17 protein-coding genes and 1 pseudogene are annotated in these 20,890 nt (G+C 34.1%); 14 read left to right on the top strand and 4 right to left on the bottom strand.

Annotated features, from left to right (window positions below; genetic code table 11):
* Positions 1-100 precede the first annotated feature (100 nt).
* The 14 genes and pseudogenes from FQU23_RS10175 to FQU23_RS10110 all read left to right on the top strand — a co-directional run bounded on the left by FQU23_RS10175 (position 101) and on the right by FQU23_RS10110 (position 16,378).
* A complete protein-coding gene (locus FQU23_RS10175; protein ID WP_147673721.1) occupies positions 101-1,018 on the top strand; it encodes an ROK family protein in 918 nt (305 codons plus the stop codon).
* Positions 1,019-1,260: 242 nt separating this feature from the next.
* The gene (locus FQU23_RS10170; protein ID WP_147673720.1) at positions 1,261-2,259 is read left to right on the top strand and encodes an isoaspartyl peptidase/L-asparaginase family protein; all 999 of its coding nucleotides are present in this window, start codon (positions 1,261-1,263) and stop codon (positions 2,257-2,259) included.
* A gap of 3 nt (positions 2,260-2,262) precedes the next feature.
* A complete protein-coding gene (locus tag FQU23_RS10165; RefSeq protein WP_147673719.1) occupies positions 2,263-2,937 on the top strand; it encodes a copper homeostasis protein CutC in 675 nt (224 codons plus the stop codon).
* A 435-nt stretch (positions 2,938-3,372) separates the two neighbouring features.
* The gene (locus FQU23_RS10160; RefSeq protein WP_165425758.1) at positions 3,373-3,954 is read left to right on the top strand and encodes an RNA polymerase sigma factor; all 582 of its coding nucleotides are present in this window, start codon (positions 3,373-3,375) and stop codon (positions 3,952-3,954) included.
* 62 nt (positions 3,955-4,016) lie between these two features.
* Complete coding sequence (locus FQU23_RS10155; RefSeq protein WP_147673717.1) at positions 4,017-5,180, top strand: FecR family protein; 1,164 nt, start codon at positions 4,017-4,019, stop codon at positions 5,178-5,180.
* Between the two features lie 215 nt (positions 5,181-5,395).
* Positions 5,396-8,755, top strand: a complete 3,360-nt coding sequence (locus FQU23_RS10150) for a TonB-dependent receptor (protein ID WP_209282341.1) — start codon at positions 5,396-5,398, stop codon at positions 8,753-8,755.
* 15 nt (positions 8,756-8,770) lie between these two features.
* Complete coding sequence (locus FQU23_RS10145; protein ID WP_209282340.1) at positions 8,771-10,609, top strand: RagB/SusD family nutrient uptake outer membrane protein; 1,839 nt, start codon at positions 8,771-8,773, stop codon at positions 10,607-10,609.
* A 129-nt stretch (positions 10,610-10,738) separates the two neighbouring features.
* On the top strand, positions 10,739-11,572 hold the full coding sequence (locus tag FQU23_RS10140) for a glycoside hydrolase family 16 protein (protein WP_165425757.1): 834 nt from the start codon (positions 10,739-10,741) through the stop codon (positions 11,570-11,572).
* A gap of 328 nt (positions 11,573-11,900) precedes the next feature.
* The gene (locus tag FQU23_RS10135; RefSeq protein ID WP_147673713.1) at positions 11,901-12,062 is read left to right on the top strand and encodes an IS6 family transposase; all 162 of its coding nucleotides are present in this window, start codon (positions 11,901-11,903) and stop codon (positions 12,060-12,062) included.
* A 12-nt stretch (positions 12,063-12,074) separates the two neighbouring features.
* Positions 12,075-12,494, top strand: a pseudogene (locus tag FQU23_RS16405) (DDE-type integrase/transposase/recombinase); the annotation flags it as partial.
* A gap of 156 nt (positions 12,495-12,650) precedes the next feature.
* On the top strand, positions 12,651-13,064 hold the full coding sequence (locus FQU23_RS10125; protein WP_147673711.1) for a response regulator: 414 nt from the start codon (positions 12,651-12,653) through the stop codon (positions 13,062-13,064).
* Between the two features lie 7 nt (positions 13,065-13,071).
* A complete protein-coding gene (locus tag FQU23_RS10120) occupies positions 13,072-13,614 on the top strand; it encodes a heme NO-binding domain-containing protein (protein ID WP_147673710.1) in 543 nt (180 codons plus the stop codon).
* 1 nt (position 13,615) lies between these two features.
* The gene (locus FQU23_RS10115; RefSeq protein ID WP_147673709.1) at positions 13,616-16,225 is read left to right on the top strand and encodes a PAS domain S-box protein; all 2,610 of its coding nucleotides are present in this window, start codon (positions 13,616-13,618) and stop codon (positions 16,223-16,225) included.
* A 12-nt stretch (positions 16,226-16,237) separates the two neighbouring features.
* Positions 16,238-16,378 (top strand): hypothetical protein, encoded by a 141-nt coding sequence (locus tag FQU23_RS10110; protein WP_209282339.1) that lies wholly within the window; start codon positions 16,238-16,240, stop codon positions 16,376-16,378.
* A gap of 299 nt (positions 16,379-16,677) precedes the next feature.
* Here FQU23_RS10110 and FQU23_RS10105 read toward each other — a convergent pair whose 3' ends face one another.
* The 4 genes from FQU23_RS10105 to FQU23_RS10090 form a co-directional block, all read right to left on the bottom strand.
* The gene (locus tag FQU23_RS10105; RefSeq protein WP_147673708.1) at positions 16,678-17,970 is read right to left on the bottom strand and encodes a type II toxin-antitoxin system HipA family toxin; all 1,293 of its coding nucleotides are present in this window, start codon (positions 17,968-17,970) and stop codon (positions 16,678-16,680) included.
* Positions 17,970-18,317, bottom strand: a complete 348-nt coding sequence (locus FQU23_RS10100) for a helix-turn-helix domain-containing protein (protein WP_147673707.1) — start codon at positions 18,315-18,317, stop codon at positions 17,970-17,972. Before FQU23_RS10100 ends, FQU23_RS10105 begins: the two co-directional genes overlap by 1 nt.
* Positions 18,318-19,401: 1,084 nt before the next feature.
* Positions 19,402-20,253 carry a nucleotidyl transferase AbiEii/AbiGii toxin family protein gene (locus FQU23_RS10095; RefSeq protein ID WP_147673706.1) on the bottom strand — a complete coding sequence of 284 codons (852 nt, stop codon included), beginning with the start codon at positions 20,251-20,253 and terminating at the stop codon, positions 19,402-19,404.
* Positions 20,250-20,888, bottom strand: a complete 639-nt coding sequence (locus tag FQU23_RS10090; RefSeq protein WP_147673705.1) for a hypothetical protein — start codon at positions 20,886-20,888, stop codon at positions 20,250-20,252. Before FQU23_RS10090 ends, FQU23_RS10095 begins: the two co-directional genes overlap by 4 nt.
* Positions 20,889-20,890: the final 2 nt, after the last annotated feature.

Here is a 20,890-nt window from a genome sequence, read left to right as displayed (position 1 = left end):
TTTTTTTTACTGAGGAAATTAAGATATAGATGTAGAGACAGCGTTATTTGAAAATGAGTAGTACATTTTTAGAAAGGAGTTGTCCAGTTAATATAAATAGATGAAAAATATATACGCAATAGGATTAGATGTTGGCGGTAGCCATATCACAGCTGGAGTCATCGCTGTCAATGAAATGAAATTGCTAGAATCCTCTTTATCCAAAGAATCATTTGATTCGAATCTTGCGGTAGATCAGGTAATGGATATTTGGGAACGAGTTATTCGTACTTCATCGAAAAATTCTGGCATCGAAGAATTTGCCGGAATCTCCATTTGTATGCCAGGGCCATTCGATTATAAAAATGGAATTTGCTGGATCAAAGGGCAAACTAAATACGAAAATTTTTATGGATTAGATATCCGGAAACTAATTCAAAACCAACTTGATTTAGCGCATGATTTTCCAGTTTTTTTCGAAAATGATGCAGATAGTTTTGGTAAAGGAGAAGTTTTTAAAAATGGGGAGAATCGTTCTAAAAAAGTTATGGCAGTCACTCTGGGGACTGGATTAGGGGCTTGTTTTATCGAAAATGGAGAAGCAATTACAACGGGGAACCAAGTTCCGTTAGATGGCGAACTTTATAACGCAGCATATAAAGATAGTATCGCCGAAGATTATGTGTCCGCTCGCGGATTAAAAGAGTGCTATTATGAGCTTAGTGGTACTATGGCTGACAACGGGCTTGAAATTTTTAATTTGGCGACAGCTGGCGATAGATTGGCAATTCAATCGTTTCAGCAATTGGGTGAAGATTTAGCTGAAATTGTAGCACCTTGGTTAGAAACTTTCGAGGCTGAGAGTTTTATTATCGGAGGGAAAATCGCAAACGCAAGTTCTTTTTTCTTGCCTTCTTTTGAAGAAATACTTAAAAATAAGGGCATAGAAATAAATGTTATTATCTCTTCAGATAATGAGGTAGCAGCTTTGCTAGGAGCTACAAGTTTAATTTATAAAGAATACTTTGATATAAACTAATTTCTTTTTTTGTGTTAAGAAGATAGGCGCGTAAATAGTAAGCTGATTAGAACAGTTGCTTAGGTGGTAATTTAGATTACTATTTGGCTAATAATTAAAACAAAGTGAATTTTAGCCGCTAATAAGTTCAGAGTATTATTTTAAATTTCAAAATAATATCTTTGAGATTAGAAATACAAAGAATGCTAGAAATTCTAGTTTTATTGTAAATTACAAAACGATAGACAATTAAAAATAATAAGATGAGTAATCGTAGAAATTTTATAAAGACTGCAGCAATGGCATCGGTGGCTGTTGGATTGAATTCTTTTGTAGGAAAGCCCGAAGAAGAAAACAAAAATGTTACGTCGAGAAAAGTAAGAAAACCTATAGTTCTTTCTACTTGGAGATTTGGTATCGAAGCTAATGCAGCAGCTTGGGAAGTATTGAAAATAAAAGGGCGCGCTCTTGATGCTGTAGAAGCGGGAGTAAAAATCCCTGAAGGTGATCCTAATGAACGTAGTGTAGGCTTTGGTGGACGACCAGATAGAGAAGGACGTGTAACGCTCGATGCTTGTATTATGGATGAAAAATCTAATATAGGTTCAGTAGCTTGTTTAGAACATATCAAACATCCTATATCTGTTGCGAGAGGAGTGATGGAAAAATCGCCGCATGTGATGTTAGTGGGAGAAGGTGCTTTACAATTTGCATTAGCTCAAGGATTCAAAAAAGAGAATTTATTGACAGAAGAGTCCGAAAAAGAATGGAAAGAATGGCTGAAAACCAGTCAATACAAACCGATAGCTAATATTGAAAATCACGATACCATTGGTATGATTGCCTTAGATGCTGATGGAAATCTGTCAGGAGCATGTACGACTAGTGGAATGGCTTACAAAATGCATGGGAGAGTAGGGGATTCTCCTATCATTGGTGCAGGTTTGTTTGTAGACAACGAAATTGGTGCGGCGACAGCTACTGGTCATGGTGAAGAAGTGATTCGGATTGTGGGTTGCCATTTGGTTGTCGAATTAATGCGTCAGGGGAAATCACCCCAAAAAGCCTGCGAAGAAGCAGTCTCCCGAATCGTAAAATTGACTAAAAACAGAGGCAAGGAATTAAAAGATATTCAGGTAGGTTTTATAGCCTTGAATAAAAAAGGAGATTTCGGATCTTATTGTGTTCAGGGAGGATTTAATTATGCCGTTCATGACGACACTGGAAATAGATTAATTGATGCCGAATATTTTTTAAAATAATAAATGAAAAAAATCAAATTAGAGATTGCCTGTTTTAATCAAGAATCTGCAATTATAGCGCAAGCAAATGGCGCAGATAGGGTAGAATTATGCGCTAATATGAAAGAGGGCGGAACAACGCCTGATCTTAAAATTACAGAACAAGCTCGAATAGAATTGTCAATCGATTTGAATGTAATGATTCGTCCGCGTGGTGGAGATTTTGTTTACACGAATGCTGAATTCGAACAAATGAAAGAAGAAATCATCGCGTTTAAAAAATTAAATGTAGATGGTTTTGTCTTCGGGATTTTAGACAAAGAAGGTAATATTAATATAGAACAGAACAGTGAATTAGTGGCTCTAGCCAGTCCGACCCCATGTACTTTTCATCGCGCTTTTGACGTGGTGAATAATGTATATCAATCGCTTGAAACGGTGATTGACTGCGGATTTAAAACAATACTGACTTCTGGGCAAGAGCAAAATGTAGTAGAAGGTATTGTGGTGTTAGCTGAATTAGTTGTTAAAGCTAATGGAAGAATAACAATTATGCCAGGCGGCGGATTGCGTTCGAGTAATCTTAGTTTACTACAAGAAAAAACGAAGGCTATATTTTTCCATTCTTCGGCTATTGTTGATCCAGGTGAAACCGCAAATGGTGATGAAGTGAATGCTTTAAAGAGAAAGTTGGAATGAAGCCTTTAAGGAAACTATTGAGGTAATTAATAGTAAAATATAAATTCGTCCGTAAAAATCGACTCCGTTTTAATGAAGTTGAATTTTAGGACGAATTTTTTATTAAAATAGATAGTAGTTCTAATTTTTAATGTTTAGATATTTAACTATAGTTTTGTGTATTATTTATTTATATTTATTTTTTTTGTTTAATAGAGCGTATTTTTTGCTTAGTAAATGCAAATTGCTTAATATTGAAAAAATAAAGATTTTGGCTTTTATTTGTAGTTTATTTCGGAGTTTTTTATACCTTTTTGATGAAAGTGTTTAGATTATCTTACTTTAATCTCAAACCCAAAACATTAAGAAAAAACTTCTCTTTCTATTTATAATTGACTTTATTTTTAGACTATAGAATAATTACACTAACATCAATAATTATTAAACTAGATTTTCTTGAAATCAATTAGAACATATACCGATAAAGAGTTACTCGACCTTCTTTCTAACGATAGTAGTACCGCTTTTGAGGAAATTTACCACCGCTATTGGCAGTCTTTAATTGATGCTGCATTTAGGAGGATAAAAGATATAGATAATAGTAAAGATATAGTACAAAATGTTTTTATCGATTTATGGAATAGAAGGGATAAAGTCGAAATTGAAAATTTATCTGCTTATCTAAATACAGCGGTACGTTTTCAGGTTTTTAAGATATTTTCGAAGAAAAAATCAAGTCCTGTTTTTCTTGCGTTATTTGATACCATTCGTAGTCAGCATAATTGTCCCGAAAGCAATTTGCATGATCAGGATCTAAAAATTCTCTTCGATAGTTGGGTTGAATGTCTTCCTGAAAAGAGGAGGAAAATATTTATGTTACACTTTCGCGAAAACTTGAGTACTAAGGAAATTGCTGAGTTATTACAAATTTCACAAAAAACTGTTCAAAACCAAGTTGGACGTGCAACTACTGATTTATATGACAAAGTGATACTTTCTACACTTGTTTTGGTTGCGTTAAATGAAATAATAAAATAAATTTAATTTTTTTTTTGGGAGTTTTATATTTTTCTGGTACATCTATATAAAGGGAAGATAGTATGACCAATTTACTCAGGAAAAAAGAATTCATAAAAGTTATAAAAAAGTACCTCAAGGGGCAAGCTTCTGAGAGTGAAGTTTCGTTTCTTGAGAAGTACTATAATCATTTTGAGAAAGAGTCGAGTGTTACTTCTCTACTTTCTCAAAATGATAAAGAAAACCTTGAGCGTGAATTATTTGCGGGAATACTACAAAAAACTACGAAAAAGAAGAAAACCTTCCACTTAAGCAAAATCAGCTGGTACAAACAAGCGGCGGCAGCCTTAATTCTTCTGTTTATAGGTCTAGGAACTTATTATAATTTTATCTCGACAAATGATTCCGAAACTACTGTTATTACCGCTCCTGTTTTGGCTAAAAAAGATTTACCTCCAGGAGGAAATAGAGCCATACTTACATTATCTAATGGTTCTACTGTTGTTTTAGATTCTACAAAGAATGGACTTGTTACTCAGCAGTCCAATACTCAGATAGTTAAAACAGCTAAAGGACAATTATCTTACACTACGTTAAATCAAACTACTAAAGAATTAGTTTATAACTCCGTTAGTACACCACGAGGTGGAGAATATCAACTTGTATTGCCAGATGGGACTAAGGTTTGGCTAAATGCTGCTTCTTCCATCCGGTTCCCTGTTGCTTTTGTAGGGAAGGAAAGAAAAGTAACAATTACTGGCGAAGCTTATTTTGAGGTGGCAAAAAACAAAAAAATGCCCTTTATTGTGAGTTTAGCAAAGATGGATATTGAAGTGCTAGGTACTCATTTTAATGTTTCATCGTATCATGATGAATCTATAATTAAAACAACATTGTTAGAAGGTGCTGTAAAAATTAACAGTGAAAAATCAACAGTTTGCCTGGTACCAGGGGAACAGTCTCAACTAAAAGAAAACGGTCAGTTATCTAAGAAAAACAATATTGATTTAAATAAAGAAGTCGCTTGGACTAAAGGGAAGTTTCAGTTTAATTCTAATACGATACAAGAAATTATGCTGCAGCTAAGTCGCTGGTATGACGTAGAAGTTGTTTATCACGGAAAAGTTAGTACTGAAACATTTAGTGCTATAGTTAAGCGCTCTAGTAATATTTCTCAAGTTTTAAAATTAATGGAAACTTCGGGAGTAAAATTTGAAATTGAAGGAAAGAAAATTTATGTAAAATAAAACCAATGCCTATGTGAAAAATTAGAAATAAAATAAAACCGCATAGTGTTTGCACCACTACACGGTTAAAATTTTAAGGTCAAAGTCAAAAAACTAATTGCGAAAAAAGTTATTTATTATGTTTAACCAAAATTCAAACCAAATTTATGAATTATTTATTTAAAAAGTACCCACCTAGAAATAATAGTAGGGACTATTCCAAAACATTTCTAATTATGAAATTAAGTGTTGTTCTGCTTTTTGTTGCTTGTTTTCAGGTAAGTGCAGCTGTTTTTTCACAAACAGTAACTCTATCTTCAAAAAGTATTCCATTGAAAAAAGTTTTTGAGGAGATTAACAAACAAACAGGTTATGATTTTTTTATAAAAGACGCATTGCTAAAACAAGTTGGTAATGTGAGTGTAAATGTTAAGGATGCTACAGTTAGCGCTTTATTGCATCAATGTTTAGATAACACAAATCTTAAGTTCTATATTTCGAATAATACTGTAACAGTTAATTCTAAACCAGTAAAAATTTCGGGATCTGCGGTACAACAAATAGTTACCGGTAAAGTTGTGGATGAAACTGGTTTTCCTTTAGCTGGAGTTACTGTAGGTGTTAAGGGAAGTCCTATAGCAACAGTTACTAAAGAAGACGGAACCTTTACTATTGAAGTACCTGCAAAATCATCGAGACTTATTATTTCGTTTATTGGAATGGCAACTCAAGAAGTGGCTGTAAGCAGTAATCCTATTACAGTTATTTTAAAAGGATCAGATGAACAGCTGGATGATGTAGTTGTCGTAGGTTATGGTAAGCAAAAGAAAGAACAAATTGTTGGAGCTGTAAGTACAGTGAAAGGCCAAGACTTAAAGTTTCCTACCAGGAATTTAACCAATAATATTGCGGGACAAGTTTCAGGACTTCTTGCTATACAGAGGTCAGGTGAGCCTGGTTATGATAATTCTGAATTTTGGATAAGAGGAATTAGCACTTTTGCTGGAGGCTCTCAGCCTTTAGTTTTGGTGGATGGAGTTCCTCGTTCTATAAATGATATTGAACCGGACGAAATCGAAACATTTTCAGTGCTTAAAGACGCTGCTTCTACAGCGGTTTATGGAGCTGAGGGTGCTAATGGTGTTATAATTATCACCTCTAAAAGAGGAAAAGCTCAAAAGCCAGTTATTTCTTTTAGAACAGAGCACAGTGTGTCACAACCAACTAGACTTCCTAAGTTTGTAGGTTCGGCTGATTATTTACAATTATATAATGAAGCATTAAAAAATGACGGAGAATCACCTATTTTTAGTGATGAGTTGATTTCAAATTATCGAAATGAAGTGGATCCTGATCTATATCCTAATACAGATTGGATGAAGACTATGTTAAAAAACTTTACTGAAAATCACAGGTATACCTTAAATGTAAGAGGAGGAACTGAGGCATCAAGATATTTCGTATCTGGGGCATATTATAATGAAAGTGGAATTTTTAAAGACAATCCAACTAATCGTTATGAGACTAATATTGGTGTGAAACGTTTTAATTTGCGCAGTAATATTGACATGAATATTACAAAATCAACTTTACTAAGTGTTGATTTAAGCGGTCAGTATTTGGTTAATAATTATCCTGGAGTTGGTTCATCTACTATTTTTAGACAAATGTTAATTACACCCGCACATGTTTTTCCAGCGGTATATAGTGATGGTACTATAGCTACTTTCCAGCAGGAAAGAGATTCAAACATGAGAAACCCTTATAATATGTTGATGAATTCAGGCTATTCTAAAGAATGGCGATCTAATATTCAATCATCGGTACGTCTTGAACAAAAATTAGACTTTATCACTGAGGGATTAGGGTATCGTGGGCTTGTGAGTTATGACTATAATGGAAATTTTTATAGCAGTAGATCGTATAACCCAAGTAGGTATTTTGCAACGGGAAGAGATGCTGATGGTAAGCTTATTTTTTCAAGGACTTATGCTGGTAGTGAGAATATGAGTGAACCAACTGAAACTTCAAATGCAGACAAGAGAATTTATATGGAGTCAGCTTTAAACTATAAAAGAAGTTTTGATGACCATTCTGTTGAAGGGATGTTGCTTTATATGCAAAAAGAAACGCAGTACAATACGGAAGCTTTAGCTTTTAGAAAACAAGGTTTAGTGGGAAGATTAAGTTACTCCTATGATAGAAAATACTTTATCGAAGGGAATTTTGGTTACACTGGAAGTGAAGCTTTTGCTGACGGATACCGTTATGGATTTTTCCCTGCAGTAGGGGTGGGTTATCAAATATCGAATGAAGATTTTTACCCAGAGAGTCTAAAAGATTATGTTAGCACTTTGCGCTTTAGAGCATCGATGGGACGCACAGGTAATGATAATACTGGAACATCAAGGTTTCTTTACCGACCTACATTTAATTTAGGTGCTGGAGGTTTCAATCAAGGTATTACCAGCGGTGGTGGTTCAAACGGGTTAGGTTCTGGAGTTGTGGAAGGGCAGTTTGAAGCTCCTTTTTTAAGCTGGGAAATTGAAGACAAACAGAACTACGGAGTTAACGTTGGGTTGTTTAATGGACGTGTTGATATTGTTGCAGATTATTTTAGTTCTGAAAGAACAGGTATTTTACTACAGCGTAGAACTATTCCAGGAAGTGTTGGTTTTAGAACTTCTCCTTGGCAGAATTATGGAAAAGTTAAGAATTGGGGAATTGATGGAAGTATCGATGCAAATCAACAAATCAATGATTTTAAAATTGGTTTTAGGAGCACATTTACTTTTGCCAGAAATAAAATCACAGAGTATGACGAGTTGCCACAGCCTCACAAATGGATGGAAGTTACAGGAACAAGGGTTAATGAAAATGTATTATACATTGCAGATGGCTTATATAAAGAGTCTGATTTTAATGTCACTACAAACCAAAATGGAACAAAATCTTATGCCTTAAAAGATGGGCTTCCTACGCCAACGCTTGGAGGTTTAATTGCTCCAGGGGATATTAAATACAAGGATTTAAATGGCGACGGAGTTATAAATTCATTTGATCGAAAAAGGGGAGTGGGTAATCCTCAAAATCCTGAAATTGTTTACGGATTTGGTTTAAACCTAGAGTACAAAGGTTTTTATGCAAGTGCCTTTTTTCAAGGTGTAGCTAACACTTCAGTTGTTTTGGGTGGTAGTACTCCAGAAGGTTGGTTTCCTTTTGCTTGGGGTGTAGATCAATCGAATTATAGAACCTTTGCATTGGACAGATGGACTGAAGAAAATCCAAGTCAAAATGTATTAATGCCACGTTTACATAAAAGCAATACAAATTCAGCCAACAACAGTGTTGCCAGTACATGGTGGCTAAAAGATGGTAGCTTTCTTCGTTTAAAAAATGTAGAGGTTGGTTATAATATTCCTAAGATTATGTTGAACAAGGTAAATGTTCAATCAGCTAGAATTTATATGATGGGGTATAACTTAAATGTTTGGGATAAAATAAAGTATTGGGATCCTGAAACAGGAAATGGTAATGGAGGTTTAAATTATCCATTGCCTACTACAGTTACTTTAGGACTTGAAATGACACTTTAAAACTTAATTATTAGTATGAAAAATATAATAAAAATTATCCTATTGACTGTTTTAATAGGATCTAGTTCTTGTAGCAAAGATTATTTAGACGTATCAGATGAACTTGCAGGCGGATTAAAATCTGTTGATGAAGTTTTTGAGAATCCGGGCTATACCAGAGGGTGGTATGCAAATGTTTTTACAGGTATACCAGATTATTCAGAGATGGTTAGAGCTAACTGGGATGGCAGCGGACAAACAGGACTTCACAATCCTTGGACAGGAATAACTGATGAAATTAACAACTCTTACGGTGATAACGCTAATTATTCGATCTCTTTCTACAATCCTTCAAATGTAAAGTTTCATAGATGGAATAGCTTGTATACCTTAATTAGGCAGGCAAATCTTTTCTTAGAAAAAGCTAAAGTAATCCCCGCTTCAGGACCTAGTTCAGATAAAATAGATCAAGAAGAGTTTGATAAGATGACAGTAAACGTAAAGTTTATGCGTGCTTTTTACCATTACCTCTTGCTAGAGCAGTACGGAGCAATACCTATCATGGATAGGTCGTATAGTATACAAGAAGATCTTGATATACCTCGTTCATCAGTTGATGAAGTGGTTAATTTTATAGATGCAGAGTTGGTAAAGGTCATTCCTTTACTACCGCAATTACCAGCCACTGATGATGCTTTTAAGGCTTTACCAACAAAAGGAGTGGCTTTGGCAGTTCGCGGAAAGTTATGGATTCATGCAGCTAGTCCGCTATTAAACGGAGGATTCCAGGAAGCACTTTCATTAACTAATAAAGATGGAAAAAAATTATTCCCCGAAACTGACGCTTCAAAGTGGAATAAAGCGATGCAGTCTCTTAAAGATATGATTGATTATGCAAATACTGGAAATTATGAACTATATAAAGAATTTACAGCAGGTGTCTTAGATCCTGATAAATCAGTATACGGATTGTTCCAACAGTACAATAATGAAATAATATGGGCTTCTTCTATTACTGGGTATAATGGGATTACAGGCGACCGTTTTGAAAGACGTTCAACTCCTAGAAGTGAACCTAACGGAATAGGAAGCACAGCTGTTTTACAAGAACTGGTAGATGATTTTTATATGAAGGATGGAAAACCAATTAAAAACACAAGTTTTTTAAATTCTTCTCCTCTATATTCAGAAACCGGAAAAGGATTGTATAATGGGGTTCAAGTTTCTAATATGTATGTAAATCGTGAACCAAGGTTTTACAACACCGTATTTTTTGCAGGTAGAAAATGGCACATTTCAAATAAAGAAACTTATTTTCATACAGGAACTCCAAATGACAGAACTGGTCAGCATACTCCTAATGGATATTTACTTTATAAAAGATACAATAGAACGGTGCATTTTAATAACCCAGGGGTTAGAAGTAAGTTTAGACCTTCTATAATTTTTAGATTGGGAGAGTTTTATCTTCTTTATGCCGAAGCGCTTAACGAAGTTGATCCTGGAAATGCAGATGTGCTAAAATATGTAAATTTAGTAAGAGAGCGTGCTGGACTACCTAAATTAGAAGTACTTAATCCAACGATCATTGGTAATAAAGCAGCTCAAAGAGATGCAATCCGACGTGAAAGTAGAATCGAATTAGCAACCGAAGGACAACGCTATTTTGATGTAAGAAGATGGATGATTGCTGAGACTCCAGAAGCCAAACAAGGAGGTGATTTCACAGGTATGAATATGGCTGGGGATGCAACGACATTTTATCAAAGAACGAAGTTTCAAACTCGTGTTTTTGAGCGTAAACAATATTTGTATCCAGTACCTTATGCTGAAATTCAAAAAAGTAAAAACTTAGTGCAAAACCCAGGTTGGTAAGTAATTTAAGTTCATAAAAATAAATTATGCATTTCCTTTTGTTAGTGATGTGGTTATTTTTTAATCCACATTGTAGCATTGGAAATGCATTATTTTTATAAATCTATTAGTAGAAATAATATTAGAGCTATGTGTTATATAAAAAATATAAGTTACGTATGTATAGTTGCGCTTTTTAGCTTTTGTAGCACTCAAGAAAGTGTACAAGAGCCCATAATAGTAAAACCGGTCGCAAAATCATGGAAATTAGTATATGCTGATGAATTTGACGGTACGGAGTATGATCAGAAATATTGGACTAGCTATCAAACGCAATCTTGGAAATCAGCATGGAATTATTATGTAGTTCCTAATGACGCTTCATTGGCCGAAGTCAAGGATGGAAATTTATATTTAAGAGCGAGATGGAATTCAAATACTGATTTACCGGAAACAGGGGCAATACAAACATTGAATAAGCTGAGTTTTAAATACGGTAAATTAGAGGTGAGAGCGAAGTTTACAAGCTCAGGAGTAGGTGGCTGGCCTGCAATATGGTTAATGCCTCAGAATCCAGTATATAGTGGTTGGCCTCAAGGTGGTGAAATTGATATAATGGAACGACTAAATAATGAATCTTTTGTTCATCAGGTAGTGCATCAAGTAGATGGAAATTCAAATCCAATTTCAACAGATAGTAAACCTGTAATTAACGCATCCGATTATAATACTTATGGTATAATAAAAACACCTAATCGTATTGAGTTCTATGTGAATAATAAACTAATCAGTACCTATGAAGCTGCGGGCAATAGAAAAGATAAATGGCCATTTGAAACAGATTTCTATCTTATTCTTAATTATGCTTGTGCAGATAAAGGACAATCAGGAAAATATTTTTGGCCAGGAAATGTAACTTCTACAACTAATTTTCCTTATGAAATGGCAGTTGATTATGTTAGAATTTGGGAAGAGGAGAAATAGTTTAAAATTTAAGTTTAAAGTTAGTCTGAGTAGGATAATACATAGGAAAGCTTGCGTAAATTTACAACAGGAGTATTATTATTAAAATACAATATGTCAAAAAAGCAATGTGAACTAAGACTTCTATTTCAAACGAGCGAATTCGGTTTTAATACTACTGCTCAACTAGGTTCTGTCGCGTCTGTTTAATAACTATTATCTTTAGAGCTTCAAAATATATTAAATGAATACCAAAGGACATTGTTATCCCAAAGCTATTATTCTTCAGGCCGTTTATTTCAAATTGAGATTTACATTGATTTACATTAATGTTTAAGAAATAATGAAAATGCGTGGAATAGCAGTTGATCATGCTACGATTCAGCGTTGGGTGTTTAAATTTGGACCTTTGATTGAATCACAAATCAAAAAGAGAAAGAACAGAGTACGTGTCAGCTGGCGAATGGATGAAACTTATATAAAGGTAAAAGGGATCTGGTGTTACTTATAGCGGGCTGTTGATAAGTTGGGTAATACGTTGGCTTTTCTTCTGACCAAAAGAAGACAAAGAATGAGTGCGCAGTCATTCCAAATTAAAGCAATAAATAATAATTGCCGGCCAAGGGTAATAAATACAGACAAAAGCAGCTCTAACATCAGCGCAATAAGCGTTTACAACAAACGATCATTTTCGAATATAAAGATTAGGCAATGTAAATATCTCAATAATATTGTTGAGCAGGATCATCGTTTTATAAAATGGCGGATACAAAACGGATTGGGTTTTAAAAGTTCTGAGTCCGCCAAAAGAACCTTAGGAGGAATTGAAGTGGTGCACAAGTATGTTCAAATCATTTTGCAAATTAGCTGCATAATTTTCGGGTCCCTGATTTCTCTTGGATTTATAGGGCAGATGCAACAGAACCTAGCTAAATTGTATTAAAGATTACTGGATAGCTACAAAATCTATTCAGCATTTTTAAATCAGCTCATCGATACTTTTTTGCCATTCGGCGATACTAACAATTGAACCAACGAATAAAAAAACAAGTTTCAAAGGCTTTGTCCTAGTTTTGATCTTGGATAATTATAAAAAAAAATGGCAAAATCATTAAACATATTACTTATTGAAGACGATACAATCGAATTATTAAAATTCAACAGAGTGCTCACTACTTTAAAAATGAATCATAAAATAGTTGAGGCTAATAATGGTGAAGAAGCGTTACTCATTTTAAAAGAAAAAAAAATCATTCCTGATATAATTATCTTAGATTTGAATATGCCTAAAATAAATGGTATTGAATTTTTGCAGATTCTAAAGAATGATGACTATTTAAGATACATTCCTGCAATAGTTTTAACTACTTCCAACAACTACAAAGATGTTAAGGAATGTTATAATATTGGTATTGCTGGTTATGTTTTGAAGCCATTAAAGTATGAGGATTATGTAGACCGTATTAAGAAAATCATAGAATATTGGAGTAGTAATGAATTAATTCCTCAATAATAAGGTTATGTATGGAATTGTAAACAAAGCTATCGAAGACTTAGTGATCGCTAATTTTGGTGAGGAAAAATGGGAAGCCATCAAAGAGCGAAGTGGTATTGATATTGATTTTTTTATTAGTAGTGAACCCTATGATGATGAGGTGACTTTCAAATTAGCAGTGGCTGTTTCGGAAGAAATGAAAATGAGTGTAGGTAATGTACTAATTGCTTTTGGAGAATGGTGGGTTGTCAAAACGACAACCGAAAAATATCCTGGATTAATGGATTCTGGAGGAACTAATTTGAAAGAATTTCTAATGAATTTACCGAACTTCCACAACCGAGTAATGCTCATATATCCAAAGCTAACACCTCCTGAATTCAAAGTTAGTGATGTTACCGAAAACGGTTTGCATCTGCATTATTTTTCTAAAAGACAAGGTTTGCAAGAGTTTGTTCGTGGCTTAATTCAAGGATTGGGTAAAATGTTCAATACTGCCTTAACTTTGGAACTAATTCAAACTCGTGATGAAGGAAGTACGCATGAAATTTTTAAAATAAACTGGTAAAATGAAAAAATTAGAATTTAAATTTAGTGATGATAATTTTAATAGATTATTCCCATTTTATATTCTAATTGATGATTCATTAACAATCAAAAGTTATGGCAAAAGCTTAGCTAAAATTTGTCCAGGAATTGAAAAAGCCGCTTCTTTTGCTAATTGTTTTGAAATTAGCAGACCACATCTTGAAAAACCAACCTTTCATGAATTAGTACTTAGTAATAACCAACTAACAGTTATTACATGTAAAAAAAGTGGCATGTCACTTCGAGGACAATTTGAATTAATCGATAATTCCTTATTATTTGTAGGCTCGCCTTGGTTTCAATCCATGAATGAAGTTGTCGAAAAAAAGCTAACCTTACACGATTTTGCTTTGCATGATCCGCTTTTAGATTTACTTCATGTGCTTAATAATCAGGAAAATACTTCCAAAGAATTAAAAGAATTATTAACTACAATTAATAACCAAAAAAACAAGTTAAAGCTTGCTAATAAGGAAATTCATGATATTGCCTTATTTCCTATGCAAAATCCAGATCCATTAATACGCTTAGATTTTGACGGAAATCTGTTAAAAAGAAATCCCGCTGCTGAGAAACTTTCTTCCTTTATTCATTTAAAAAAAGAATACAATGCCGAATCCTTTTTCAAGTACATTATTAAAGAAATAAATGTTGATGCTGAACGATATACTTTTGAAACCAAATGTGGAACTGTAGATTATTCTTTCTTATGCAAAAGTCTTAAAGAGGAAAGGTACATCAATATTTATGGACGAGACATCACCGAGCAAAAGAAAAATCAAGCCGAATTAGAACGTTTATCTTTAGTAGCTAGTTCGAATGAAAACGGAATAGTATTTACTAATCCCGATGGCAGCATTTTTTGGTGCAATGATGCCTATACAAATTTGACAGGTTATTCTAAGGAATTCATTTTAGGAAAAACTCCAATAGAAATTGGAAATTGTGAACACACCAGCAAAAAAGATTTTTCAAAGATGCTCATTCCTTTCTATAGAGGCGAGCATTTTGAAGTGGAACTTGTACACGGTAGAAAAGATGGAAGCTATTTTTGGTCACGAACCAAAGGACAGCCTATTTTTGATGAGCAGGGCAATGTGAAACAATATTTCGCCATGTTAGAGGATATCTCGCTTAAAAAACGCTATGATGAAAGTATTGAGATAGAAAAAAACAAATATCAAAATATCATTGCCAATATGAATTTGGGACTACTTGAAGTAGACTTAAATGATGTCATCACTTTATCTAATAATAGCTTTAGTGAAATGAGTGGGTATGCTTCTGAAGAGTTAAAAGGTAAGAAAGCCTCCGAATTTTTGATTCCAGAAGATAGCCTGCAGACCATACAATCTAAAAATGATACTCGCACTAAAGGAGAAGCCGACTCTTATGAAGTAAAAACAGTAAACAAAAAAGGAGAAAAACGCAACTGGCTAATTAGTGGAGCGCCTAATTATGATCTTTACGGAAATGTTATTGGTTCAATAGGAATACATCTTGATATTACCGAACAGAAAAGACAAGAAGAACAATTGTTTTTGCTATCACTCATTGCGGAGAAAAATATCAATGCTGTAATTATCACCGACAAAGAAGGAACTATCGAATGGGCTAATCCAAGTTTTTTAGGCATGTCGGGCTTTTCAATGGAGGAAATTATAGAACGAAAACCGGGTCATTTCTTGCAAGGCTCTGAAACCAATCCGGAAACAGTATGCTATATGAAAGACTGCATTCAAAAAGGGTTGCCTTTTAATTGCGAAATTATCAATTATTCTAAGAATGGCGAAAAATACTGGGTGAATATTCAAGGGCAAGCTTTGTATAATAAGAACAATGAAGTGGTCAAATTCTTTGCCATTGAGGAAAATATTACTAAGAAAAAAGAATTGGAACAACAACGAGAATTTCTAGTGGACAGTTTGGCGAAAAGCAATGAAGAACTCGAAGATTACGCATCTATTGTTTCGCATGATTTAAAATCGCCTTTGCGTAGTATTTACTCTTTATTGACATGGATAAAAGAAGATAATGAAAAAGAGTTTAATCCTCAAACTTTGCAGTATTTGGGAATGATGGAAAACAAAGTAGAAAAAATGGATCATCTTATAGAAGGCATCCTGACCTACGCCAAAATTGACAAGACCGATGTCGCAATGGAAAACGTCAACACCCAAGAAATCGTTCAAAATATCATCAACATTATTCACATTCCGTCGCATACAGCAGTTGTTATTAAAAATAATTTACCAATGGTAAATGCCGATCGATTTAGAATCCAACAATTGTTTCAAAACATCATCAGCAACGCTGTAAATTATATTGATAAACCTACCGGAATTGTTGAAGTAGATTGCAAGTCTTTGCCAAAGCATTATCTATTTTCAATAAAAGATAACGGACCGGGAATCGCAAAAGAAAATCAAGAAAAAATATTTAAAATATTTCAGTCTTTAGGCGCTAGTGATAAATCAACAGGACTCGGGCTTTCAATAGTAAAAAAAATAATCGACTTGTATCATGGTAAAATCTGGATTGAAAGTGAAATCGGTCAAGGAGCCACCTTCTTTATTAAACTAAACAAATAAATTTTCCAAATAATGAGAATAGTTCAAGCTTCAAAATTAGAAAACCAGCCTTGGAAATTCCTTCAAGAAAATATAGTATTAAACCATCCTTTGGTGTTCGTTTTTGCTAATCGTTTTTTATTAGAAGATAAAGATGTTCCGATGCCTTTATAATAGTCCCAGTATTTACTGAGCTTTCGAAATATTTTTTAAGAACAGGGTCACCAATAGGGTCACTAGACTTTCAGAGTCTTTATTTATAACTATGTAAAGGTAAGGAATAAGTTTTTAATTGATTGTTTTAAGAGGGTAAATTACATCTTTATTCAAAGGCTATGACGGTATAAAGAGGCGAATTTAGATAAAACTTGAATAAATGAAAGAACAAAAAAATGTTTGAGAAAAAACAGAAAAATAAGTTCATCAAACAAGTCGAATCCTTTGATATTATGGCAGCAAACATTGTCCATTAATTATAATATTAGATGTGATTTACCGATTCGCTCCTTCAAATCCTTTTTTACCTTGGCTTCTTCTGCGAATTCATTCCATTTTTTTACTGTATCGTCAATTTGTTGAATGATTGTATTCGCCTTTTTTATATTCATTGATTTTGCCACAGAAAGTAAATCCTCTTTTGTAATATAGGTTCTCTTACCATTAATACTTAAGTTATGCTGACTTACCCAATCACTGTCCGGGCGATATGCAAAACAAATATCATAAGCAGGAGAAAGTTCCCAATTACCATCCTTTTTTAGACGGAATGCAAAGTTCTTAGTATGGTCGTCACAATTTCGTGCTATTACATTGAATACCATTCTTCTGTATAATTCTTCTGCTTGTGGATAAGGCAGTTTTAATAAACGCATGGTTTGGAACAACTGTTCGTAACTGAAACTTGTTATTTGGTTGAAATCATAGTGCTGCATGGCACATAAAGTTTGGATATGGTGTTTCTCCTCACCACCTTCACGATCAAAACGTTTTGTCATGAAATGTGCCCTGTTATTTTCTTCGTATAACCGGCATTCCATCATTTCAATCCCCGCCGCTTTTGCCATCAAGTAATAGGCCATTTCAATTCTGCCATAGCCAGTGCTTTCCCCAAACTGTACATCACTTACCGTATCGAGTTTAATTAACCAATGCTCAAATCCTTTTGGAGCATTGGTTTGCCCTGATTTGACTTGTCCCGTTTTTTCGTTGTAGGCAATAATAGCTTTAGGACGTGCTCCACCAGCTGACGTTCCAATTTTTAGGATATCCATCATGGCTTGTTGCTCGTCTTGATTTAGATTGGTTTCAAAGCCTTCTCTTTTGTAAAGCATTTTTTGGGAGATTGCTACCAAGCTGTCCACTTCAATATCAAAAGCTCTTTTATTGGCTTTGAATTGTGAAGGTTCAAATTCTAGTGCGCCCATCCCGCGGTTTCCGATAAAGCATAATAACTCTACAGGATTCATACTGTTTTCCGGACGACCATTTTGGGCTAGCCAACTGTTAATTAATTGGTTTCCATAATCATCAGGTAGTACATCTGCCAACAAGCCCGGAAGCCCTTTGAATGTTTTCACATCCCGTAGTTCCGGGAAAGAAAACACACGTCTGTTAGCATTTGCAATGGACATTTTTAAGGGTGCAATATCCCATTTTTTGGATAAAAATTTTGGTTCAAATTCAAAGCTGGCTACACCCGTTTCCGGATTCCACGCTACAGCGCCGATGGTTTCGTTCCAAACTTTTACAAAAGCCGTTGTTATCATTACCAGTCTGTTTGTTTATTTGTATTATTATCGCTATTTCTAGCTCTTTGTCTTTTTTGTTGGTCCAATTTTGCTAATTCTATTGGACTTATTTGCTCTTGTATTTTGAATATGTCCATGATATAAAGCAAATCTAAAACGCGTAAAACCTGAAGTAGGGTAGGGATTGTAACTGCTTCTCCTTTTTCGAGTAAACTTAGTGTAGAACGGCTTATATTTGCAGCGGCGGCAACTTCTTCCTGGGTTTTGTTTTGAACTAAGCGGTGGTGTTTTACAAAAGCACCAATGGTTTGCGCTAATGCATAATCACTCATTGCAATCCAGTTTATGTATTGTATATCATTCATAAAGTTGATTTTTAATTGTTAGCGACTGATATGTCATACAAAAGTATGAAAATAATAATAATTATTTCACCTATTGCTTTTTTTTGTTATAAGGTGCGGGAAATCTGGTCAAATTGATTACCTGATTTCGGAAAAAATTGACTAACGCTTTTGGTTGAAAATGACCATTCAAAAAACTTTTGTTTAAAAGCTATTATCTTACTTATTTAAAAGACAGATATGAGAAACACTTTGCAGTGATTGGGTTTGCATGGTACAAGAGTAAGTGAGCTTCAGATTTTGAGGTTTTCCACTGTTCATTCTTTTGTTTAGGATGAAAATTCGACTTCCCTTGTGTTAGGTGTCTTTTTTTTGGGGTACAATAAAATTAATCTTGGCTTTGGATTTAAAATGATGCTCTCGCTACGCTCGTCACCATATAATTTTCGAAAGAAAAAAAGAAAAAAAAGAAAGTCGTCTCTCAAGCGAAGGTTTCTAAAAAGTCAAGTTTTTTAATAAAATACGACCCAATTGGTGATTTGAATCGGAATTGTGATTTCAAAATCAAATAATATTTTGAAAATGAGTGGGTGGAGATTTTATAAAAAACCGAAGGCTCGAATTTTACTTTTTAGAAACCAGGACTTACCTTTACTTTCTTTTTTTATTTTCCTTTCAACTGTGAAGTTTCTTTTGAAAATAAATGCAAAAAAATATTGATGAGATAGATGATGCGCTTCGGAAAGGGTATGAAATTTTAAATCAGAAAAAATAACCGATATCCAATCAAACTGAATCACTTTTTTCTGATTTAAAATTTCATTCTCTTTCTTGGACTTGATTTTGTGGGTGTAATAAAATTGCTTGACCGAAATCGTGAATTTTTGAAGTAAAGTTGAAAAGTAATTTATTACACTTACAAAAACAATATAAATACTTCTTAGTGTGTTGGCAGTAGCGTGAGCAAAGGTATGGATTTATATTGTACCAATTTTAAACTTTATGGAACAATGAAAATTTAAATCTTGATATTTTGGATGTAGTATGTCATAAAAATAGAAGAACAAGAACTTCTGAATTAAATTGCCAAAATTCAATCTTGAATTTATTCTATTTGTAAGTGTGAAGCTAAGTCATGAAAGTATGTGGTCGACCATATATCCAATTGTTCAGGATCTTTTATAAATCGAATTACATCTCTCTTTACAAATTCCATATTTACAGTGTCGATTTTTTGTGCTAGTAATTCTCTGAATTCCTTTTCTGAAATTGTTTCCTCTTTCCAGTCGCCGCTATCTTGTGCTCTAGTTAAGAAATGACTCAGATCAAGTTTAATTCCTTTTCTTATATACCATTCCATGTCGTACCAGTCACGTCCTTTTACGTTAGTTCCCCATTTGCGGAATAGCAGTGCATGCATCTTACCGGCAAAGAGATCTGGAAGAGTAAAGCACTTAACATAGAAAGCAAAAGGTTGTAAGAGAAGTTTTTCTTCTGTCTTAAAATTCAAAGGAGGTTCTGTATCTACCTCTATCTTAATTTTCACCTTAGCTTTAGTGTCCAGGCCAATTTGAGGTATGATAGTTTCCAGTTTTAATTCACGCCACAGGGTTTCCGATTTTAGGAAAGCTGAATTGATATTATTCTGCTTCACTTTCTGTTTCTCACTAATACTTACATTCATACCTAATGCTGCAAATTCATTTACAATTGCATTCTGGTACTTTTCCAAAGAGAATTCTTGTTCTACTTGCAGCAGAGAGAAATCAAGGTCTTCGGAGAAACGATCCAGTTTATGGAATATTCTCAAAGCTGTACCACCATAAAATGCTGCTTTGTCAAAAAAACCCGAGCGGTAGAGTCCGGCCAGAGCAATCTCCTGCATGATTTCGCGAAGTGCGGATTGTGCTTCTTCTTTGTTTTTAGGGGTGTAACTTTCAAGCCATTCTTTTATCATAATTTCTCTATCATTTTAATTAATATTTCCAAGCTCTCTTTTTTTGGTGCATCCGATAACCAGGAACGCATCTGAGCTATATCGAAATCTTTTAAATCAGATTGTTCCATTCTTAGATTTTCGAAAACAAAATTTTGAGCATTGTTCATGCTTCTCAGTATAACCCCCGGTGTAGTTACTATTTTGTCAGCTAGTGCTTTTTCTGGTGATGCCATAATTACCCTCTGATTCTCCTGAAGTTTTACATTCTTAATTCCAAAAGCATAATATGGTAGTGGAAGATATGAATAGCTATATAATCCAATCGCAGTCCGGAAGTCTTTTGAAGGTTTTATTGTCATCGATGTTACTGCGTATACACGTTCTGGAATCAAGCCGTAATGAGATAAGGCGGTCTCCATCGATAAATAACTTGGACCATAAATATGATTGGCAATTAAACTACTTTCGGGCATTTGCATATTTGAATTTTCCCCGGGAATGTAAATTCCTCTTTTTATAGATTTGATCATTCCCTTCTCTTTCAGGGCTTTAATTTTATCATTAGGTCGCTTGTATTGACGCAATAGGCTGGTCAAAATTTGATGGGTTATTGGTTGTCCTTCAAAAGCAGATAATAATTTGCTGAAATCCATAA

This window comes from Flavobacterium sp. XN-5 (genome assembly GCF_008033395.2).
Taxonomy (GTDB): Bacteria; Bacteroidota; Bacteroidia; order Flavobacteriales; family Flavobacteriaceae; genus Flavobacterium; species Flavobacterium hiemivividum.
Note: the sequence above shows the minus strand (reverse complement) of the source record. Positions and strands in the feature narration are given on the sequence as shown.